At 64.3% G+C, this 19,145-nt stretch carries 21 protein-coding genes; 15 read left to right on the top strand and 6 right to left on the bottom strand.

Annotation, left to right across the window (positions count from 1 at the left end; all coding sequences use genetic code 11):
• Positions 1–45 precede the first annotated feature (45 nt).
• Complete coding sequence (locus WNM05_RS07090; RefSeq protein ID WP_434633709.1) at positions 46–1,812, top strand: GGDEF domain-containing protein; 1,767 nt, start codon at positions 46–48, stop codon at positions 1,810–1,812.
• A gap of 64 nt (positions 1,813–1,876) precedes the next feature.
• Here the strand turns inward: WNM05_RS07090 and WNM05_RS07085 are convergent, their stop codons facing one another.
• A complete protein-coding gene (locus tag WNM05_RS07085; RefSeq protein WP_434633706.1) occupies positions 1,877–2,179 on the bottom strand; it encodes an RnfH family protein in 303 nt (100 codons plus the stop codon).
• Complete coding sequence (locus WNM05_RS07080) at positions 2,172–2,609, bottom strand: type II toxin-antitoxin system RatA family toxin (protein ID WP_434633703.1); 438 nt, start codon at positions 2,607–2,609, stop codon at positions 2,172–2,174. The genes WNM05_RS07085 and WNM05_RS07080 overlap by 8 nt, the downstream gene beginning before the upstream one ends.
• 169 nt (positions 2,610–2,778) lie before the next feature.
• Here WNM05_RS07080 and smpB point away from each other — a divergent pair, with 169 nt between their 5' ends.
• The 3 genes from smpB to guaA all read left to right on the top strand — a co-directional run bounded on the left by smpB (position 2,779) and on the right by guaA (position 5,258).
• Positions 2,779–3,255, top strand: coding sequence for an SsrA-binding protein SmpB (smpB, locus tag WNM05_RS07075; protein ID WP_434635131.1), 477 nt, complete (start codon positions 2,779–2,781; stop codon positions 3,253–3,255).
• On the top strand, positions 3,252–3,602 hold the full coding sequence (locus tag WNM05_RS07070) for a hypothetical protein (RefSeq protein WP_434633699.1): 351 nt from the start codon (positions 3,252–3,254) through the stop codon (positions 3,600–3,602). Before smpB ends, WNM05_RS07070 begins: the two co-directional genes overlap by 4 nt.
• A 72-nt stretch (positions 3,603–3,674) precedes the next feature.
• Positions 3,675–5,258 (top strand): glutamine-hydrolyzing GMP synthase, encoded by a 1,584-nt coding sequence (gene guaA / locus WNM05_RS07065; RefSeq protein ID WP_434635130.1) that lies wholly within the window; start codon positions 3,675–3,677, stop codon positions 5,256–5,258.
• A gap of 406 nt (positions 5,259–5,664) precedes the next feature.
• On the opposite strand, the gene WNM05_RS07060 is transcribed toward guaA, so the two are convergent.
• Positions 5,665–5,862, bottom strand: coding sequence for a hypothetical protein (locus tag WNM05_RS07060; protein WP_434633696.1), 198 nt, complete (start codon positions 5,860–5,862; stop codon positions 5,665–5,667).
• Positions 5,863–6,021: 159 nt separating this feature from the next.
• Between WNM05_RS07060 and WNM05_RS07055 the strand changes: the two genes are divergently transcribed.
• From WNM05_RS07055 to WNM05_RS07045, 3 genes are all read left to right on the top strand, one after another.
• Positions 6,022–7,479, top strand: coding sequence for a 3-hydroxybutyrate oligomer hydrolase family protein (locus WNM05_RS07055; protein ID WP_434633694.1), 1,458 nt, complete (start codon positions 6,022–6,024; stop codon positions 7,477–7,479).
• A gap of 88 nt (positions 7,480–7,567) precedes the next feature.
• Positions 7,568–8,485, top strand: coding sequence for a TIGR02285 family protein (locus WNM05_RS07050; protein ID WP_434633693.1), 918 nt, complete (start codon positions 7,568–7,570; stop codon positions 8,483–8,485).
• 2 nt (positions 8,486–8,487) lie between these two features.
• Positions 8,488–9,795 carry a diguanylate cyclase gene (locus WNM05_RS07045; protein WP_434633692.1) on the top strand — a complete coding sequence of 436 codons (1,308 nt, stop codon included), beginning with the start codon at positions 8,488–8,490 and terminating at the stop codon, positions 9,793–9,795.
• A 149-nt stretch (positions 9,796–9,944) separates the two neighbouring features.
• On the opposite strand, the gene WNM05_RS07040 is transcribed toward WNM05_RS07045, so the two are convergent.
• Entirely contained in the window at positions 9,945–10,646 is a 702-nt protein-coding gene (locus WNM05_RS07040; protein ID WP_434633690.1) for a YoaK family protein, read from the bottom strand.
• Between the two features lie 556 nt (positions 10,647–11,202).
• On the opposite strand from WNM05_RS07040, the gene WNM05_RS07035 reads away from it, so the two are divergent.
• From WNM05_RS07035 to WNM05_RS07020, 4 genes are all read left to right on the top strand, one after another.
• Positions 11,203–12,507: an MFS transporter gene (locus WNM05_RS07035; RefSeq protein WP_434633689.1), complete on the top strand. Its 1,305-nt coding sequence runs from the start codon at positions 11,203–11,205 to the stop codon at positions 12,505–12,507.
• A 193-nt stretch (positions 12,508–12,700) separates the two neighbouring features.
• A complete protein-coding gene (locus WNM05_RS07030; protein ID WP_101707220.1) occupies positions 12,701–13,015 on the top strand; it encodes a DUF883 family protein in 315 nt (104 codons plus the stop codon).
• 5 nt (positions 13,016–13,020) lie between these two features.
• Positions 13,021–13,413 (top strand): phage holin family protein, encoded by a 393-nt coding sequence (locus tag WNM05_RS07025; protein WP_434633688.1) that lies wholly within the window; start codon positions 13,021–13,023, stop codon positions 13,411–13,413.
• A complete protein-coding gene (locus WNM05_RS07020; RefSeq protein ID WP_434633687.1) occupies positions 13,410–13,682 on the top strand; it encodes a hypothetical protein in 273 nt (90 codons plus the stop codon). The genes WNM05_RS07025 and WNM05_RS07020 overlap by 4 nt, the downstream gene beginning before the upstream one ends.
• 50 nt (positions 13,683–13,732) lie before the next feature.
• Here the strand turns inward: WNM05_RS07020 and WNM05_RS07015 are convergent, their stop codons facing one another.
• Positions 13,733–14,791 (bottom strand): hypothetical protein, encoded by a 1,059-nt coding sequence (locus WNM05_RS07015; protein ID WP_434633686.1) that lies wholly within the window; start codon positions 14,789–14,791, stop codon positions 13,733–13,735.
• Between the two features lie 190 nt (positions 14,792–14,981).
• Between WNM05_RS07015 and tadA the strand changes: the two genes are divergently transcribed.
• The 3 genes from tadA to WNM05_RS07000 are packed head-to-tail and all read left to right on the top strand — an operon-like array spanning position 14,982 to position 16,757.
• Entirely contained in the window at positions 14,982–15,716 is a 735-nt protein-coding gene (gene tadA / locus WNM05_RS07010; protein ID WP_434633685.1) for a tRNA adenosine(34) deaminase TadA, read from the top strand.
• A gap of 1 nt (position 15,717) precedes the next feature.
• On the top strand, positions 15,718–16,344 hold the full coding sequence (locus WNM05_RS07005; RefSeq protein WP_434633684.1) for a L,D-transpeptidase family protein: 627 nt from the start codon (positions 15,718–15,720) through the stop codon (positions 16,342–16,344).
• Complete coding sequence (locus WNM05_RS07000) at positions 16,344–16,757, top strand: DUF2721 domain-containing protein (RefSeq protein ID WP_434633683.1); 414 nt, start codon at positions 16,344–16,346, stop codon at positions 16,755–16,757. Before WNM05_RS07005 ends, WNM05_RS07000 begins: the two co-directional genes overlap by 1 nt.
• A gap of 1 nt (position 16,758) precedes the next feature.
• Here WNM05_RS07000 and WNM05_RS06995 read toward each other — a convergent pair whose 3' ends face one another.
• The gene (locus WNM05_RS06995; protein WP_434633682.1) at positions 16,759–17,535 is read right to left on the bottom strand and encodes a class I SAM-dependent methyltransferase; all 777 of its coding nucleotides are present in this window, start codon (positions 17,533–17,535) and stop codon (positions 16,759–16,761) included.
• 211 nt (positions 17,536–17,746) lie between these two features.
• Here WNM05_RS06995 and WNM05_RS06990 point away from each other — a divergent pair, with 211 nt between their 5' ends.
• A complete protein-coding gene (locus WNM05_RS06990; protein WP_434633681.1) occupies positions 17,747–19,117 on the top strand; it encodes a hypothetical protein in 1,371 nt (456 codons plus the stop codon).
• The last annotated feature ends 28 nt before the right edge of the window (positions 19,118–19,145 follow it).

Raw genomic sequence — 19,145 nt, 5'->3', positions numbered from 1 at the left:
TACCCTATGATGGCAGGCCGCCTTAAAAGCACCAAGGTTTGGGCAATGACGACACAGAACCCCATCGAAGTGGCAAGAGAAACCCTGAAGCAGCTGTCCATGCGCAAGCTGCTCCCGACGCCGGAGAACTTCGAGCGGGTCTACCACGAGTTGACGCAGACCCCGATGGCGCGCGACAACAAGTTGGCCGTGCTGTTGCTGCGCGCCCTGGAAACGCTGCCGCAGGAAAGCGTCCAGTCCAAGGTCACGCTGACCCGGCTCAAGCAGGTGCTGGACGAGAACCGCTGGGAACAGGCGCCGCAACTGATCATAGACTTCCTGCGCAGCACCTTCGCCACCCAGCAACTGGCGCAGAGCTGGGGCCTGCTGCTGCAGAACCTGATCAAGAGCTGGGAAACCCGCCAGTCCGACCTGCCTCAACATCACAAGCAAAGCGCGCTCGAACGCGTTTTGATCAATTACGGCAACCAGCCGGAAGAACTGAACCAGAAGCTGGTCGCGCTGCTGCAGAACTGGAACGCGGCCCCGTCGGCCCGCGAAGCCGGCCCCGAGCCGGAAGCCCCTGCCCAGGCCGCCGCCCCGGCCGAGACGTCCGACAGCTGGCAGTCCTGGCAGCGTACGCTGACCTTCGCGCTGAAACACGGCCTGGAGCCGCGCCTGGCGAGCTACCCCGACCTGGTCGACGGCTTGGAGGGCTTGCTGAAGGAGCTGGACGGCGTCGCCGACGATGTCGCACTGAACGCCTTCATGCCCAAGCTCAGGGCCTTCATGATCAAGCTGGAGCTGCAATCGCAGCAGGAGGGCCGCCTGACCTCCGGCCTGGCCAGCCTGCTCAGGCTGATGCTGGACAATGTCGCCGAGCTGAACCGCTCCGACGAATACCTGCTGGGCCAGGTCGACTCCTTGCAGGAACTGCTGGCCCACGAGCCGCTGTCCATGCAGCACATCTATCAGCTGGAAACCAGCCTGAAGGAAGTGATACGCAAGCAGGGCATGCTGAAGAGCTCGCTGGACGAGGCCGCCAGCTCGCTGCGCGCGTTGCTGGACCGCTTCGTCAGCCGGCTGGCGATGATGACCGACAGCACCGATGAATTCCACAGCAAGATCCAGGCCCATAGCGAGAAGCTGAAGCAGACGCCGAATGTCGACGAACTCAGCGGCATCATAGGCGCGCTGATGGAAGACACTTCGGTGATGCAGCTGGATCTGACCCGCTCGCGCGACGAGCTGGTCTCGGCCAAGGAGCAGGTGGAGGCGGCCGAGCACCGCATCAGCGAGCTGGAAAGCGCGCTGGAGGCGGCCAGCGCCAAGGTCAAGGAAGACCAGCTGACCGGCGCCTACAACCGCCGCGGCCTGGCCGAATACTTCCAGCGCGAGATCGGCCGCGCCGAACGCACGGCCGCACCGCTGTCGGTGGCGCTGATCGACGTCGACAACTTCAAGCAATTGAACGACCGCTACGGGCACCTGGCCGGCGACGACGCGCTGAAATACCTGGTCGACACCATCAAGCACAGCCTGCGCCCGGCCGACATCGTCGCCCGCTTCGGCGGCGAGGAGTTCGTGATCCTGATGCCGGACACCCCGGAGACCGAGGCGATCCAGACCGTGCAGCGCCTGCAGCGCGAGCTGACCAAGACCTTCTTCCTGGCCAATAACGACAAACTGTTGATCACCTTCAGCGCCGGCGTCGCCCGCTGGCATCTGGGCGAGCAGGAGTCCGACGTGCTGGAGCGCGCCGACCACGCGATGTACCAGGCCAAGATCAACGGCAAGAACCGCGTCTGCTCGGCCGAGGACATGCCGAGCTGAGCCGCCGCGTCCCAAACCAAAAAGGATGGCTGAACGCCATCCTTTTTTTCATCCCATCGCCAGCTTAGCCGCCCTTTTTCATCTTCTTGCCGGCCTCGGCGCGCTGCCTGCGCACCTCCTTCGGATCGGCCAGCAGCGGACGATAGATCTCCACCCGGTCATGCTCCCGCAAAACGGCGTCAGACTTGACCGCCTTGCCGAACACGCCCAGCTTCAACGCCGCCTCGTCCAGCTCCGGGCAGGCCGCCAGGATGCCGGACGCGCGCACCGCGTCCAGGGCGGTCGCCCCCATGGGCAGATCCACCGCCACCAGCCATTGCCGCTCCGGCCGGGCATAGGCCACTTCGACGCTCAGCCTCTCAGTCATCGCCGTACTTCCTGTCCGCTTCCTTGATGAAGGCATCGACCAGCGTGCCGGAAATGTGGCCGAACACCGGTCCGATCAGCCTCTCCAGGATGCGGCTGGAGAACTGGTAGCGCAGGCTGAACTCTATCTTGCAGCCGAAATCGCCCAGCGGCTTGAAATGCCACAGGCCCTCCAGCGACTCGAACGGGCCGTCCACCAGCTCCATCCGTATCGATTCGTTCTCGACATTGTGGTTGCGGGTGGTGAAGTGCTGGCGCACCTTCAGATAATCGATATGCAGACTGGCCACCACCTGCGCGTCGTCGCGCGACAGCACCTCGGCCTTGCCGCACCACGGCAGGAAGCGGCTGTAGTGTTCGATATCGTCCACCAGCGCGTACATCTGCGCCGGCGTATGCGCCACCAGGACGCTCTTTTCGACAAGCTGCATCGGCAAAAAACCCGGCGCGGCCGGGGTCTCGGAACTGACAATCAAGCCGCAATTCTAGCAAAAAGCGCCGCCCGACGCCCGCCTGCCGCCCCGCCCCCCCGCTGTCTTCACATCAAGCCACTGAAAAGACACGACTTTGGTTGCGCGTCGGCTTCTGCTACAATGTCGGATTCAAAGGAACCCGCCACAGATGAGCATCATCCAGAACCGCAAGGCTTTCCACGACTACTTCATCGAGGAAAAACTCGAGGCCGGGCTTGTGCTGGAAGGGTGGGAGGTCAAGGCCATCCGCGCCGGCCGCGTGCAGCTTAAGGAAAGCTACGTCGACTGGAAGAACGGCGCCTTCTGGCTGATCGGCTGCCACATCACCCCGCTGCAGTCCGCCTCCACCCACATCAAGCCGGACCCTGTGCGCCCGCGCAAGCTGCTGATGTCGCAGGAGCAGATCAACCGCTTCATCGGCAAGGTCGAACGCGCCGGCTACACGATGATGGCGCTGGACCTGCACTACAGCAAAGGCAACGTCAAGGCCGATGTCGGCCTGGCCAAGGGCAAGAAGCTGCACGACAAGCGCGATACCGAGAAGGACCGCGAATGGCAGCGCGAAAAGCAGCGCGTGATGAAGAACCAGCGGGGCGCGGCATGAAACGCGGCGCCGCCCTCCCCATCGCGCTGATCTGCGTCGGCGGCGTCTGGCTGCTGAAAAGCACCGCCCTGCTGCCCAATACCTCCACCCTGCTCGCCCTGCTGCTGTTCGCGGCGGGCGTGTTGCTATTCGCGCTGGACGGTTTCAACAAGTCCACGCTGGTCACCAGCCCGATGCTGGCCTACGCCGGCGCCAGCGTCTACGCGATAGACCAGCTGGAACTGCGCGCCACCCACTTCGTGGCGCTGGGCATGGTGCTGATGGGCGTGCTGCTGCTGATCGCGCGCAGCGACCGCGTGCCGGAACGGACGGAGCCGCCCCGCCGGCTGCCGCCCAGCGAAGACTGAGCGCCCCGAAAGCGCGGAAGAATTTTCAGCATTGACGATAATGGCCTTAACGGCCTGCATTACTTTTCAAGGATAGGCATGGACAAGATCCTCATTCTCGACTTCGGCTCCCAGGTCACCCAGCTGATCGCCCGACGCGTACGCGAAGCTCACGTTTACTGTGAGCTTCATTCTTTCGACATGCCCATCGAAGAGATCAAGGCCTTCGCGCCGAAGGCCATCATCCTGTCCGGCGGCCCGAACTCGGTGTACGAGTCCGACTACCAGGCCGATCCCAAGCTGTTCGAACTCGGCGTGCCGGTGCTGGGCATCTGCTACGGCATGCAGTTCATGGCCCAGACCCTGGGCGGCAAGGTGGAAAGCGGCGACAAGCGCGAGTTCGGCTACGCCCAGATCAAGGCGCGCCACCACTCCAAGCTGCTTGAAGGCCTGCAGGACCAGATCGACGATGCCGGCAACGGCTTCCTCGACGTGTGGATGAGCCACGGCGACAAGGTGACGGCGCTGCCGGCCGGCTTCCAGGTGATCGCCGAGACCCCGTCCTGCCCGTACGCGGCGATGGCCGACGAGGCCCGCGGCTTCTACGGCGTGCAGTTCCACCCGGAAGTGACCCACACCAAGCGCGGCACCGAGATGATCCACCGCTTCGTGCTGCACGTGGCCGGCTGCAAACCGAGCTGGACCATGCCGAACTACATCGACGAGGCGGTGAAGAAGATCCGCGAACAGGTCGGCGACGAGGAAGTCATCCTCGGCCTGTCCGGCGGCGTGGACTCCTCGGTGGCCGCCGCGCTGATCCACCGCGCCATCGGCGACCAGCTCACCTGCGTCTTCGTCGACCACGGCCTGCTGCGCCAGGACGAAGGCAAGATGGTGATGGAAATGTTCGCCCAGAACCTGGGCGTCAAGGTCGTCCATGTGCAGGCAGAGGCCGACTTCATGGCCAAGCTGGCCGGCGAGTCCGACCCGGAGAAGAAGCGCAAGATCATAGGCGCCGAATTCATCGAAGTGTTCGACCGCGAATCCGGCAAGCTGACCAACGCCAAGTGGCTGGCCCAGGGCACCATCTACCCGGACGTGATCGAATCGGCCGGCGCCAAGACCAAGAAGGCGCACACGATCAAGAGCCACCACAATGTGGGCGGCCTGCCGGAAGACATGAACCTGAAGCTCTTGGAGCCGCTGCGCGAGCTGTTCAAGGACGAAGTGCGCCAGCTGGGCGTGGCGCTCGGTCTGCCGCACGACATGGTCTACCGCCACCCGTTCCCGGGCCCCGGCCTCGGCGTGCGCATCCTCGGCGAAGTGAAGAAGGAATACGCGGATCTCTTGCGCCAGGCCGACGCCATCTTCATCGAAGAGCTGCGCAACACCGTCGACGAGAAGACCGGCAAGAACTGGTACGAGCTGACCAGCCAGGCCTTCGCCGTCTTCCTGCCGGTGAAGTCCGTCGGCGTGATGGGCGACGGGCGCACCTACGACTACGTCGTCGCGCTGCGCGCCGTGGTGACCAGCGACTTCATGACCGCGCACTGGGCCGAACTGCCGTACAGCCTGCTGGGCCGCGCGTCCAACCGCATCATCAACGAGGTCCGCGGCATCAACCGCGTGGTCTACGACGTCAGCGGCAAGCCGCCGGCCACCATCGAGTGGGAATGATTTGACGCCTGGCGCCGACAGGCGCCAAAACACATGCAAGCCCGCATCATTGCGGGCTTTTTTGCTTTGCCGTCTGGCAACACCTGAGTCGCCCAGCTTCTACAGAGCGACGAACAAGAATCCGTTTCACGGCTGAGGCAAGGCGCGCCGGCGCAGGCAGTACGTGAGTACGACAAGTCGGCGCAACGCCGCATCATGAATTTTGTCAGCCGCTCCAAGAGCCTGTTCAAGGTCTTTATGTGAGCGATGCGTGACGGCATCGACCAAGCGATAAGCTGCCATCAGAACCAGTCGAGTCCAACCGCCGGATACAGCCATCCCTGATCAGGGCATGCCTTAGCCGGACTGCTGGGCAAAGCATGCGGCGGCTGTTTCTCAAGGATGTCGCTCGCCTCAGCCACTCGCTTCAGTTCTGCCTCCAGATGGCGATTTCAACTTGCAGGTCCGCTGACTCCGCCGGCTCGGCGCGCCAGCAGTCGCACGTTTCAGCCATTAAACAGGCGGTGGACGGATGGCAGGCTGTTTCGGCGACGGGACAGCTGCGCTCGGCGCCCTGTTTGACGGCTTCAGGCTTGAACGCTTCGGAGAGATGCGGCTTGTTCATGACATCCCCTTGCTGGACCTGGCATGAGGCGCTTGAGGTGCCTAGGAAAGGAGAAACGATTCAGTTATTCTGCATCACCAATGGCATGACGCACCTATTGGGTTGCCGAGAGATTACCGCTGAGCGGGCTACTGAAACAATAAACCAAGGAAACGAGCAATGTGGAAATCGACGGCAGCTGCCCTTGCCCTGCTGCTCCTCGCTGGCGCGGCCGCTGCTGGTGAGCAGAGCGCCTGCGAACGCCTGCTCCGGCAATTGGGCCCGCAACTCGCCGACGCCAGTTGCGTCGAAAGTCCCGATCTGACGACCCGCAACCCCGATACCACGCCGGCCGATGACTCGCTGCCCGGCCTGCCTCATTTGGCATTCATGCCGCAGGCCGACCGCGCCATACTCGTGGCGGATCCCGCCCACAGGCCGCCGATCAAGAAAACCGTCCCCGGCTTGCAGATCCAGGCTCGTTTCGCCAAGGATCCGCTGGGGCAGGCGCGCTTCCTGCTGCGGCTGCCCAAGGACTGGAACGGCCGCCTCGTCATTGCCGGCGCCTCCGGCGCCCGCAGCGAATTCAACGGCGACTTCGTCTGGAGCGATTACGTGCTGCAGAAGGGCTATGCCTATGCGTCGCAGAACAAGGGCGTGCTCAGCGCGCGCGAGAGCACGGCAGCGGATCCGCTGGCCTGCCGCACCGGGACTCCGGATAGTCCGCACTATATCCACTACTACGATGACGATCCCGGCCAGGCGTTCACCCGCTGGCGCGACTTCATGGTGATGGCCTCCGCTCTGGCGCGCCGCGGCGTCCAGGCGCAGTATGGCCGCAAGCCGCGCTATACCTATGCGGTCGGCACGTCGAACGGCGGCTATCAGGTGCGCCGCGCGATCGAAACCGCACCGGAATATTTCGACGGCGGCGTGGATTGGGAGGGCACTTTCGTCGATCCCCGCGGGCCGAACCTGCTGACTGACCTGCCCCCGGCCATCCTCAACTACCCGGACTATCTCGCCTCCGGCCGCTCGCCGACGAGCACCGCCGCCTTGAACATCATCGCGGCCGGCTACCCACCCGATCTCGTCGCCGACTCTGCAAACGGCCGGGTATCGCTATGGGGCGATCACTACGACTCATTCTGGGAACCCACGCAGTGCCAATGGCAAAAGCGCCTCGATCCTGGCTACAACACCTATGGCGCCGGTCCAGGCAGGTACAACTACCTGGCGCGGCTGTCCGCCTCGAAGGTGGGTGACAATGTGGCGGCCATCGCCACCGACGGCAAGATCAAGCGTCCGCTGATCACGGTCGCCGGCACGATGGATGCGTTGCTGCCCATAGACCACCATGCGCGAGCCTATGCTCGGCAGGTTGCCGCGGAAGGCGGCGAGCACGCCCAGGCCTATCGCCTCTACGAGATCCAGAACGGCAATCACGTCGAGCGCTACGCCAGCATATTCCCTCAGCTTGAGCTGATCGAGCCGCACGCGCAGCGCGCTTTCGACCTGCTTGTCCGCTTTGTCGAACAGAAAACGCCACTACCGCCCGACCAGTGCGTCGCTCGCGGCGGCACGATCGCCGATGCGCCGGCGCAGCTGGGGCACTGCCCCAATTTGCTGGCGCCTTGAGGAACGCTCCACCGGGGTCTGCGGGCGGATGTCGCGGCCGGCCAGGGACAATAGGCACGACCGCTAGTGTATTTGAAGGGATACGGAAATGTTGAAAGCCACCGTCGGGAAGATGCGGACCGCTTCCTCCTGGACGTTCATTGGCGCAGGGATGGCGCTGTGCCATCTGATGATGAGCGCCAGCGCCCGGGCCGACGACAGCACCATCAGATGGCAAATGCCGGGCAATCCACCGGTCACCATCACCGACGGCCCCGACAAGGGCCAAGGGTACGCCGACGTTTTTCTGCGATATTTCATTGAGCGCACCCCCGAGTACAACAACGTCATCGAACGCGCCAGCCTGGCGCGCGTCTCCGGCCTGATGAAGCAGGGTCAGCACGTTTGCCAGCCCAGCCTGCTCAAGACGATAGAGCGCGAAGCGTATATGGAATTCAGCAATCCGGTCGAGTTCGTGCTGCCGTATTACATTGTTATCAGATCCGATCGGGCGGCCCGTCTGACGGCCTACCGCAATGCTGACGGAGCCATAGACATCGCCCGGCTGATGCATGAGCAATCGTTGACCACCGTCCGCCAGGAGATGCGGGGATACCCGCCCATCATTCTTTCGGCTTTCACGACGGCGGCCGGACAAAAGAACATCCTCCAGACGAGCGCCGACGACGTGGCGCCTTTCAGCCAATTGGCCAGCGGGTGGGTAGACTACATCATCGCCTATCCCGACGAGGTCTATTGGTTCGCCAGGCATTTGAAACTGCCGGCATCCGTCGGCTTTGTTTACCTTCCCATCGCCGGCCATCCTGAATACACGCTCGGGTATGCGGCTTGCACCAAGGGACCGTGGGGACGAAAGATCGTCAAACGGGTCAATGAGATCGTTGCCAAGGCTGGCAGGCGTCCACCGTGGATCGAAGCGGAAGCGCGATTGCTGGATCCGGAAGCCGCCAAACGCTACGAGGAAGTCTATGCCCGCCATTCGCCGTTCCGTAGGCAGGCCAAGTAAACATGGATGCAAATCGCCAGACAAGGGATAGCGCCCGATTGCGCAATTTCCTTTTGATTTTCCTTGCGCCGCGCGGACTTGCGCGGCGCATGCTGGTCTGGATCCTCTGCATCAGCACGACGGCGGCGCTGATCGCGACCTCGGTACAGTTGTTCTTCGACTACCGACGCGATGTGTCCGAACTCGAGCAGGGCATGCGCTACATCCAGCAAAGCCAGTTACCCGGCCTTGCCGATGCGGCCTGGAACTTCAACGTCGCCGGCATGCAGGTGCAGCTCGATGGCATCGGTCACTCCCCCTGGGTCGCAGGCGCCACAATCCACTACGGCCCCGACCAGTCGGCCGCGCTGACGACTGGCCAGCTTGATACTGACGCGGGGAGGCGCTTCGAATACGTCTTGCAGCGCAATGGGGTGGTCGTTGGCAAGATCTATATTGCGCCCAATCTGCACACGCTCTATAGCCGTACCCTTGATCGCATCGGCATCGTGCTGGCGACGCAAAGCGCCAAGTCGCTGGTGACTTCGATCAGCATCCTCTTGCTGATTTCATGGATGATCACGCGACATTTGACGCAGATGGCGGAGTTCGCCAAGTCCTTCGAACCGGGGAAGAGTTTCACGCCCTTTGTTCTGCGCCGGGGCCCACGGGGGCCGTACGATGAACTGAGTGTGCTGGTCGACAGGCTAAATGATGCCTATGGCCGACTCCAAACGGCGCACGAATTCCAGGTGCGCCACAACGAGATCCTGAGCCAGGAGGTCGCGCAGCGAACGGCCGAGCTGCTCGAAGCGCACCAGCAGCTGGCCCGGCTGGCCGTAACCGACAAGCTGACCGGCGCGGCCAATCGCCGGGGCCTGGACGAGGCTTTCAAGAGCGCCATGGCGCTGGCCGACCCTGACAGCCGCCCGCTTGCGGTGATCCTGACCGACATCGACAAATTCAAGTCCGTCAACGACAGCCGCGGGCATCTGGTTGGAGACACCCTGCTGCGGGAATTCACCGGCATCTTGAACCGCGCGGTGCGCACGACCGACACCGTCGGTCGTTGGGGCGGCGAAGAGTTCCTGATTCTTTGTCCTCAGACCACTCTGGAACAGGCCTTGCGCCTGGCCGAGCACTTGCGCGCCAGCGTGCAGGCGCATGCCTTTGCCGAGATTGGCAGCAAGACCAGCAGCTTCGGCGTCGCGGTTCTGCGCCGGGGAGAAACAGCGGACGATCTGGTGAGGCGGGCGGATGAAGCCCTGTATCGGGCCAAGGAGGGCGGGCGCAACCGGGTCTGCCCGGAAGCCCCGGATATCGTGAGCTGAGCGTAAAGGGGATTCGGCTTCGGCTGACGCAGGATAAGCGCCCGCCGTCGATCCCCCATCCGCACGTCCGGCTGCCGCGCGCCCGACCGGGTGGGTGGCAGACGACTCCGCTCGGGCCTGCCTGACGGAAAAAGGCCTGATTCTTCCCATCACGCCGGGCCTGGACTCTCCCGACGCTCGGCGCTGACCCACAGCGTCAACAAGGCGATGACTGGCGGCAAGGCGAAACACCACTCCTTAGCAAAGATGTAAGCCAACGCGGCCAAACCGCAGCCCGCGGCGAACACCAGGATGGCAGGCACCATCTTGCGCAATCGCCCCAGCGCGGCCGTCCGGGCATCGCCCGTCTCGCCCTGAGCCAGGCAGGTCAAGTCAATCATGACCTGCGTCGTCGTGCCTGTCATCAACGTGGATGGCGGCGCGCTGCTCAGATGCATGCGCTGCATGGCGTTCTGCAAACCCATCGCCGTCACCAGCGTCATCCCCACCGCAAACTCCGCCCAAGGATTCCGCCCGGTGAAAGGCCCCTCCGCGATGGCTGCCGCAGCCGCCGCAAACAGCAGCGCACATTTGGCGGATATCAGCACGGGCATAGGCGATCGGCTCCGCCGCTGCAAACCTGCGCTCACTAGGCAGGCCAGCGCGACGGCGAAACAAAATACCGGCAAAGCCAACAATTTCGCCAACGCCCCCGCCGTGCCATGCGCGATGGCGGCGCCGAAAGTGACGAAGTTGCCCGTCACATGGGCCGCGAACAAGCCATTGAGCGCCAGGAATCCCGCCGTATCGACATAGCCGGCATTGAAGCCCAACAATCCTGTCAGCTTGGGATTGGCGGCGATTTGCTCCATGAAACCCTCCCTCTTGGCGAATTCGATCCGGGAAGCCGGATATTTGCGAATGGAATACCCTCTTCCGCCGGGCATGCCGGCAATAGAAGGCTGCTAGGCTTGCATGGTAGTGGAACTTGCGGCTTCGCGGGATTGCCGCTTGTGTTCGGTGTTGGGCGAACGGCATAAATCGTCGGCGAGCGCCCAGCCAAATCGGCCCTCATCCGCCATGGTTTTCCTATGCTCTGTTCGCGGATCGAAGGCAGGCTCGCTCAGCAATTCATCGAGTGCGCTTCGACATAACCGTTCCTCATCGCTCCAAACGCCACTTTTCTGCAGCCATCGACTTCTTCATGCTTGGCTGATGTCAGCCATAACCATGCCTGGCGGGCATTTCCGTCCGCGCCACCGCTCAAGCCACCCGAAAAACGATGCGATAGGAATATGATTATTACCGCAGTATGGCCATCCCGCGCTAAACTGGCGGCCATGCGCGAGCGAGCCTCCGGCCAAGGCCCGGCCCGCTCTTTACCATAGCGATGCCGCCAGACCGGCATCCCAAGCACCGTGATTGACCATGACCGACTCCCGATCCACCCCGCTGACCCGCGCCGACTACCAGACCCTGGGCCTGGCCGCGCTGGGCGGCGCGCTGGAAATCTACGATTTCATCGTCTTCGCCTTCTTCGCCACCACGCTGAGCAAGCTGTTCTTCCCGCCCGACATGCCGGAATGGCTGCGGCTGCTGCAGACTTTCGGCATCTTCGCCACCGGCTATCTGGCGCGTCCGCTGGGCGGCATCCTGATGGCTCATTTCGCCGACGTGCTCGGCCGCAAGAAGGTGTTCAGCCTGACGATACTGATGATGGCCGGCCCCTGTCTGCTGATCGGCCTGATGCCGACCTACGCCGACATCGGCATGCTGGCGCCGCTATTGCTGCTGTCGCTGCGCATCCTGCAGGGCGCGGCGGTCGGCGGCGAAGTGCCCAGCGCCTGGTCCTTCGTCGCCGAGCACGCGCCGCGCGGCCGCCGCGGCTACGCGCTGGGCGTGCTGCAGGCCGGCCTGACCTTCGGCTACCTCTTGGGCGCGCTGACCGCCACGCTGCTGGCGCGCGTGTTCACGCCGCAGGAAATGCTGGACTACGGCTGGCGCATTCCCTTCCTGCTCGGCGGCCCGTTCGGCCTCTTCGGCGTCTGGCTGCGGCGCTGGCTCAGCGAAACGCCGGTGTTCCTGGCGATGCGCGAGCGCCAGCAGAAGCAAGCGCCCTACCCGCTGCTGGACGTGCTGCGCCGGCACCGCCGCGCGCTGCTGCCGGCCACTATGCTGACCTGCGTGCTGACCTCGGCCGTCGTGGTGCTGGTGGTGGTGACGCCGACGCTGCTGCAACAGCGCTTCGGCATGCACGCCGACCGCGCCTTCGCGCTGAGCAGCGTCGGCATCGTCTTCCTCAACATCGGCTGCGTGATCGCCGGACACGTCTGCGACCGCATCGGCCAGCGCCGCAGCCTGGTCCTGTACAGCCTGCTGCTGCCGGTCGGCATCGCCGCGCTGTACGCCGATCTGATCGCGGACTGGGGCTGGCCGGGCCTGGCCTACGCCTTCGCCGGCCTGTGCTGCGGCATCGTCGGCGTGGTGCCGTCCATCATGGTCGGCCTGTTCCCGGCCGATGTGCGGGTGTCCGGCATCTCGTTCACCTACAACATCGCCTATTCGCTGTGGGCCAGCGCCACGCCCTTGCTGCTGATCGCGGCCATGCCCAAGAGCCCGTGGGTCTGCGCCTTCTATTGCGCGCTGATGGCGCTGGCCGGGCTGGCCTGCGCGCGCGGGCCGCTGCGGACACGGGAACCTTCACTGGACAAGGCACTCTACCAACAGGTATAGCAATGGTTGGCAAGACCCTATGTCATGTCGCTGCCTTGGCCGCATCGAAGCGCCGCGGCGGCCTGCTTCTCCGGTCGCCCCAAACCGTTGCCGCCGCAGTTTGACGCCGCCTCTCAGGCCTGCTAGCTTGGGCTGGCACGGTTGGACGCCGCGCCGAACCGGTTTCCTTTACAACATTCGCCAGGAGGTCTCCATGCCCACCGCCGCTAGCGTCAAGGAAAAAGAGCAATTGCTGGATGATGTGCGCCAGGTGCTGAACAGCACCGAGGAGTTGATCAACTCTGCCGTCGACGACGGCACCCAGCACAGCAAGGAGCTGCGCAAACGTCTGACCGACAAGCTGGGCACGGCCAAGGCCAAGCTGCGCGACGCCGAGCACGCCGTGGTCGGCAAGGCCAAGGAAGCCGCCAAGGTCACCGACCAGTACGTGCATGACAACCCGTGGAAGTCGATAGGCATCGCCGCCGGCGTCGCCTTCCTGCTGGGCATGCTGGTATCCCGCCGCTGAGCCGGATGTCCGACTCCGCCCAAGCCCCCCGCCCCGGCACCTTGCGCTCATTCGCGGACGGCTTCGCCTCGCTGCTGCTGACCCGTGCGGAGCTGCTGGCGCTGGAAGCGCTGGAACTGAAGGACGAGATCGTCGGCAATCTGTTGCAAGGCATGCTGGGCGTGACGCTGCTGGGCAGCGGACTGATTGCCGCGCTGCTGGCGCTGTGGGCGCTGACGCCGCCGCCATGGCGGATCGCCGTCATGGCCGGTCTGGCGCTGCTCTTGTGCGGCGGCGGCCTCGCGCTGCTGCTGGGCCTGCGCCGGCGGCTGCGGCAGCAGCCGGCGCCGTTCTCCACCACGTTGGACGAGATCCGCAAGGACTGGGCGGCGCTGGGTCCGGGCGGTGAGCGCGGATGACGCCGCAGGACCGCGCGCTGAAGAAACAGCTGCTGGTGATGAAGGGCGAGGCCTTGCGCGTCAAGCTGCGGCTGGAACAGGAAAGGCTGTTGCAGCCGCTGCGATTGGCCGGATCCGGCTTCGCGATGTGGCGGAACGGATGGCTGGGCTCGACGCTGGAGGCGCTGGGCAAGCTCTTGCCCGCCGACGCCCGCCTACGGCGCTGGCTGCAGGGCGGCGCCCGCCTGTGGGTCGTGTGGCGGCTGCTGCGCCGCGCCTGGCCGCGCTGAAGCGGCAAGCCGTTTCAGAACCGGTTTACAGACGGGATCATACGGGCTTGTCAGGCCGAGACATTGACGCCGCCGCCTCCGGCGCCGACATTGTCGACGACGGCGGCGGCATCGCCGATATTGACGCTGATCTGTCCGGTGATCACCTGTTCCGCCTCCGGCCCGCCCTTCAGTATCTTGTTGACATCCTCCAGCGCCTTTTCGGCGCCTTCCAACTGATCCCGCACGTCCCGCTTGGCCTGCGACTGCAGTTGCTGCGCCTGCTGCTTGATGAATTCCTTGACCATCTTCAGCGTCTGCAGGATTTCCTGGATGTCGGGATCTCCGGCGACCGGATTGCCTTTGCCCCCGGACAGCATCGAATGCAGCGCGGCCTGGGGATCGACCGCCGCGGCATTGCCGCCGCCCTCCTCCTTCTGCCCGCCGCCCGCGGCGGTCTGCGCCGCGGCTTGGCCCGCATCGGCCTGAGCGGCCGCCTGCTGCTGCGCCGAAGCGGCCTCGGCCTGGCCGGCCGCGGCGTCCTGGCTTCCGTCTGACTCGCCGGAGGCCGTGGCATCGGACGCGGCCGCATCCGCGGCGGCGGCGCCTCCATCCTGAACCGCGTCGGACGACGATGCCGCGGCATCCTGACCATCGCCTGACCGACCGCCGTCGGACTGGCCATCGACGCTGACCGCCATCTGGCTGTCCGCGGCGTTCTGGGTCATGCTGGTCACCAGCGCCTTCAAATCCTTCGCCAAGCGGGCAAGCTCGGAAGCCAGCGCGCGCAGCGAGGATTTGTCGTGCACCATCATCATCATCCGGCGCAGCGCCTCCACCCTCTCCTTCAGCGCCTTTTTCTGCATCGAGTCGGCCTCGCTGCTTTGCTTCACCGGGCGGTTCAGATCGACGCGCAGCTTCTGCATATAGTCCTGCAGACCCTGACTCAGCGAGCGCTGCAAGGCGCTGCGTGGATCGGACAAGGCCGATGGCGCGGCGTCCTGGGCATTGCCGGCATCGGCTGTGGCGCCGGCAGGCGCCGCCGATCCCTGCTCGCCGGCTTGCCGCGCCGGACGGAACTGGCTCTGCCGCCAGATGCTGGCGCCAGACGGGGAGGAGATCACGGACATCACGGTCTTTCTGGTATTTTCCAGTGATATCGGCCGGTTTCTCGATTTCTTTATGCCATTAAATTCAGCCGGTCGCGCCCTGATCGAAATTCCGCATGTCGATGGCCCCGCCCAGCCTCCCCCGTTTGGTCAACGGCGCCAAACACGTCATAATGACCATATCGCCGCATCGCTTCCCGCTTTCGACCCCGTGACGCTGACTTCCCCTCCGCTCCCCCCCGCCGCCATCGCCTGGCTGGCCGATCTGGACATCCATACCCGCCAGCAGTTGCAGGCGCGCGGCGCGACGACCGTCTTCCTGCAATTGAAGGCGGCCGGCCATACCGTGACCCGCCGCCTGCTGTTCGCGCTGGAGGCGGCCGCGCGCGGCATCCACTGGCAGCAGTTGCCGGACGACGACAAGGCCGAGCTGCTCCGCCGCCTGGCCAGCCATCCGCCGGTGGCGCCGCCGCCCGACGAGGCCAGCCGCCGCCGTTTCATGCAGCTGGCCCGCCAGCTGGCCGAACAGGCCGCGAGCGAAGGCGAAGTGCCGGTCGGGGCGCTGGTGGTCAAGGACGGCGCCATCGTCGGCCGCGGCTACAATCAACCGATAGGCCGCCGCGACCCGTCCGCCCACGCCGAGATGCTGGCGCTGCGCGACGCCGCCGCCCGATTGGGCAACTACCGGCTGGACGGCTGCGATCTGTACGTGACGCTGGAACCATGCCCGATGTGCAGCGGCGCCATCCTGCACGCCCGCGTCGCCCGCGTGGTCTACGGCGCCCGAGACGCCAAGACCGGCGCCGCCGGCAGCACCGTCGACCTGTTCGCCGACACGCGGCTCAACCACCACGCCGCGGTGTTCGGCGGCGTCGAGGCCGAACTTTGCGCCGAGCAGCTGTCCGCCTTCTTCCGGCAGCGGCGCCTCGGCGCCGGAGAGGATTGAGATGAGAAACCTGCTCGCCGCATTCCTCGCCTGCCTGCCGCTGCTGGCCCAGGCCGCCGACGACAGCGCAGCCATGCTGCTGCGCGCCGAGACCGACGCGCCGCTGCAACCGACCCATGCCAATACCCGCCACTATGGCCGGCCGTGGATCTGGGTCGGCGTGAAATCGCAGACGCTGCGGCTGCTGGACGGCTGGGGCCTGGTGCAACGGGAATACCGGGTATCGACGGCGAAGAACGGCGTCGGCGAAACCAGCGGCAGCTATCAGACCCCGCGCGGCTGGCACACCGTCTGCGACAAACTGGGCGACGGCGCGGCGGAGAACACCATCATCTTCCGCCGCCAGGTGACGCCGTGGAAGTACACGCCGGAATTGCACGCGCAATATCCTAACAAGGACTGGATCCTGACCCGCATCCTGTGGCTGTGCGGCCAGGAACCCGGTTTCAACCAGGGCCGCAACGTGGACAGCTACGAGCGCGCCATCTACATCCACGGCGCCGGCGAACATGTGCCGTGGGGCAGCCCCAGTTCGCTGGGCTGCGTCCGGATGAAGAACCACGATGTGATTGAACTGTTCGATACGGTGGAAACCGGCATCGACGTATGGATAGACGAGAACTCCTGATGCATTCCGCACTGAACCTGACCACCCCGGCGCTGCTGTTTCCCGCCGTCTCGCTGCTGCTGCTGGCCTACACCAATCGTTTTCTCGGCCTGGCGAGCATCATCCGCAATCTGTACGAGGAATACCGCGACAGCCGCGATCCGAAGATACTGCGCCAGATCGGCAATCTGCGCACCCGCATCACGCTGATCAAGTGGATGCAGTTCATGGGCATAGGCAGCCTGTTCCTGTGCTCGGTGGCGATGTTCCAGATCTACACCGGCTGGCAGGCCTGGGGAGAGCTGACCTTCGGCGTCAGCCTGCTGTGCATGATCGCGTCGCTGGCGGTATCGCTGCTGGAGCTGGTGCGCTCGTCCGACGCGCTCAACATCCTGCTGTCCGACCTGCAGGCGGAATACGACCGCCAGCGCTGAGTCAGTAGCGGCCGCCGAAGGCCGGCGCGTCGTCCTTGCGCGCCACCATCAGGTGCAAGGGCAGCTCGACGCGGCGGATGCGGCCCTCTTCGCCCCAGGCGCGGGCGATGCGCAGACAGGCTTCGTCCAGAATGCTCTCGCCCAGCGCCTGCTTGCACAGCTTGCTGGCAGACGTGGTGTTGAGGAAGCCGAGGAAGTGGTCCAGCGTCCATTCGTTGCTGATCGTGAAACTGGGCGCCTTCAGCAGCGGGAACGGACAGCCGCTGCCGCGGAAGTCGTCCCACAGCAGCTGGCAGCGGCTGGACCAGAACGGCTCGATGATGGACCACAGCACGCCGCAGGCGCGGTCTATCTCCGGCGACACCACGCAATGGTGGTAGCCCCAGGCGGCGAAGATGCCGCCCGGCTTCAGCACCCGCTGCACCTCCGGCCAGAACGACGGATGGTGGAACCAGTGCAGGGCCTGCGACACGCAGATCAGATCGAAGCAGCCGTCGTCGAACGGCGTCACCTCGGCCGGACACTCGCGGTAATACACCTGGGTATGCGGCTCGGCCGCCGACAGCTGTGCCGGGCTGATGTCGGTGGCGTCGACGCGGGCGAAGCTCTCGCCCAGCCGGACGGCGGTCTGCCCGCTGCCGGTGGCGCAGTCCCACGCCCGCTGGTAGCCGGGGCACAACGGCAGCAGCCAGTTGTACAAGGCCTCCGGATACGATGGGCGAAAACGCGCATACAGATCGGAATAGAGGCTGAAGGTTGCGACGGAACCGGGCGCCATATTCATTACTCGCTAGGTAAAACCACTAAAACAATGCCGTGAACATTTTCAGTATTTATGCCGCAAGCTGAAGATTTGCAAGAGAAAAATGCGCACACGCCAGTCAACTGTCACTAGTGCTGCGACTCTACAACACCTGCCGTATCACTCTCTGCCATCAAGCTCCAGGCTGGTATCAAATATGTATGCCGGACAACCATTCAGCCATAACTTGCTGACCACCTTGCAGGCGCCGCGGCTGAAAGCCTTGATGGCCGGCGGCAGCGACTATCAAAGCGCCTATGCGCAATCGCGCAACGAGGTACTGGCCGTGTTCGGCATCGATCCGGCCGCGGTCGACAATCTAGGCTCGTTGTTCGATATGCGCATCAACGGCGGCTCAGACCAGGACGCCATCCTGCTGGCCACGTCCGCCATCCTGTCGCAGGTGGCCCGCACCCAGGCCCCTGGGACCGAAACGGCCGAGCTGTCGCACCTGATCAGCTCCATCGCCGCCGACCTGGCCGATCACGGCAAACTGTCGTCCAGCGATCTGCAAGCGCAATTGAAAACGGCGGCCGTCCAGATCGATCTGGACGGCGTGAGGCGCAATGTCGAAACCTATTACGCCAACCGCGGCATCGCGCTGGCCGCGCCGCGCTTCGAGGAGTGGCTGGACAAGGATGGCAGCGGCGTGTTGCCCCGCCGGGTGATTCCGGTGAACGGCCTGGTGTTCAACAATGTGGCCGACGCCGAGCTGCGCCAGATCTACAGCAGCAATCCGGTCAAGGTCACCGGACTGCCGGCCGGCAAGAACGTGGCGGTCTCCCTCACCGGCAGCGCCACGCTGCTGAAGAACCACCGGCCGGTCAGCGGCAGATACACCACGGCGCAAAACGGCGACGTGTTCGAGCTGCAGGATCGCTCGCTGGGTTTCAGCCAGCAGGTGCAGTCCGTTCTGCGTGTAGGCAGCAGCAATATCGGCTGGCAGATCAACAGCAAGCAGACCGGATTGGAGCTGGACACTACCTACTATCCGCTAAGCAATTCCAGCAACGGCAGTAGCAAGACCATCCCGGCGAACAAGCTGATCGCCTGGAAGATCACGCCGGACCATACGTTCAATGCGAAATACCTGGGCCTCGACATTCAACCGGACGGGAAGGCCGACGACCGCACCATCCATACCGCCGATCTGACCGTCGGCATTTACAGCGACGATGCGGGAAAACCCGGCCAGCAGCTGCTCAGCAGCAATAATCTGACCGATCTGTTCGATGCGAACACCACCGTTCCATCGGTCAATAACGGCCAGAAGGGCTCTTTCCTGCCGGCCAGCCTGCAATACCTTCTCGGCTCCAGCGGCATTTCGCTGCAAGCAGGACAAACTTACTGGATCGTACTCGCCCCGCCGCTGAACAATAAATGGGGCTTATCGATCAAAACGATGAATGGCGGCACCACCAGCGTCACCATGTACAGCACGGACGGCAAAAACTGGAGCACTTGCAGCGGCTCCATGTTGTCGATGTATCCTGGCTCCAGCTACTGCTCCAGCGATTATTCGAGCGAGTTCACCCCGGCGATCTGGCTGGCCCGCTGAGCGTCCACTCACCGCGCCATAAGAAATG

The sequence above is a fragment of the Chromobacterium sp. CV08 genome (genome assembly GCF_051129845.1).
Classification (GTDB): Bacteria; Pseudomonadota; Gammaproteobacteria; order Burkholderiales; family Chromobacteriaceae; genus Chromobacterium.
This window is presented reverse-complemented; position numbering and strand designations above follow the sequence as displayed.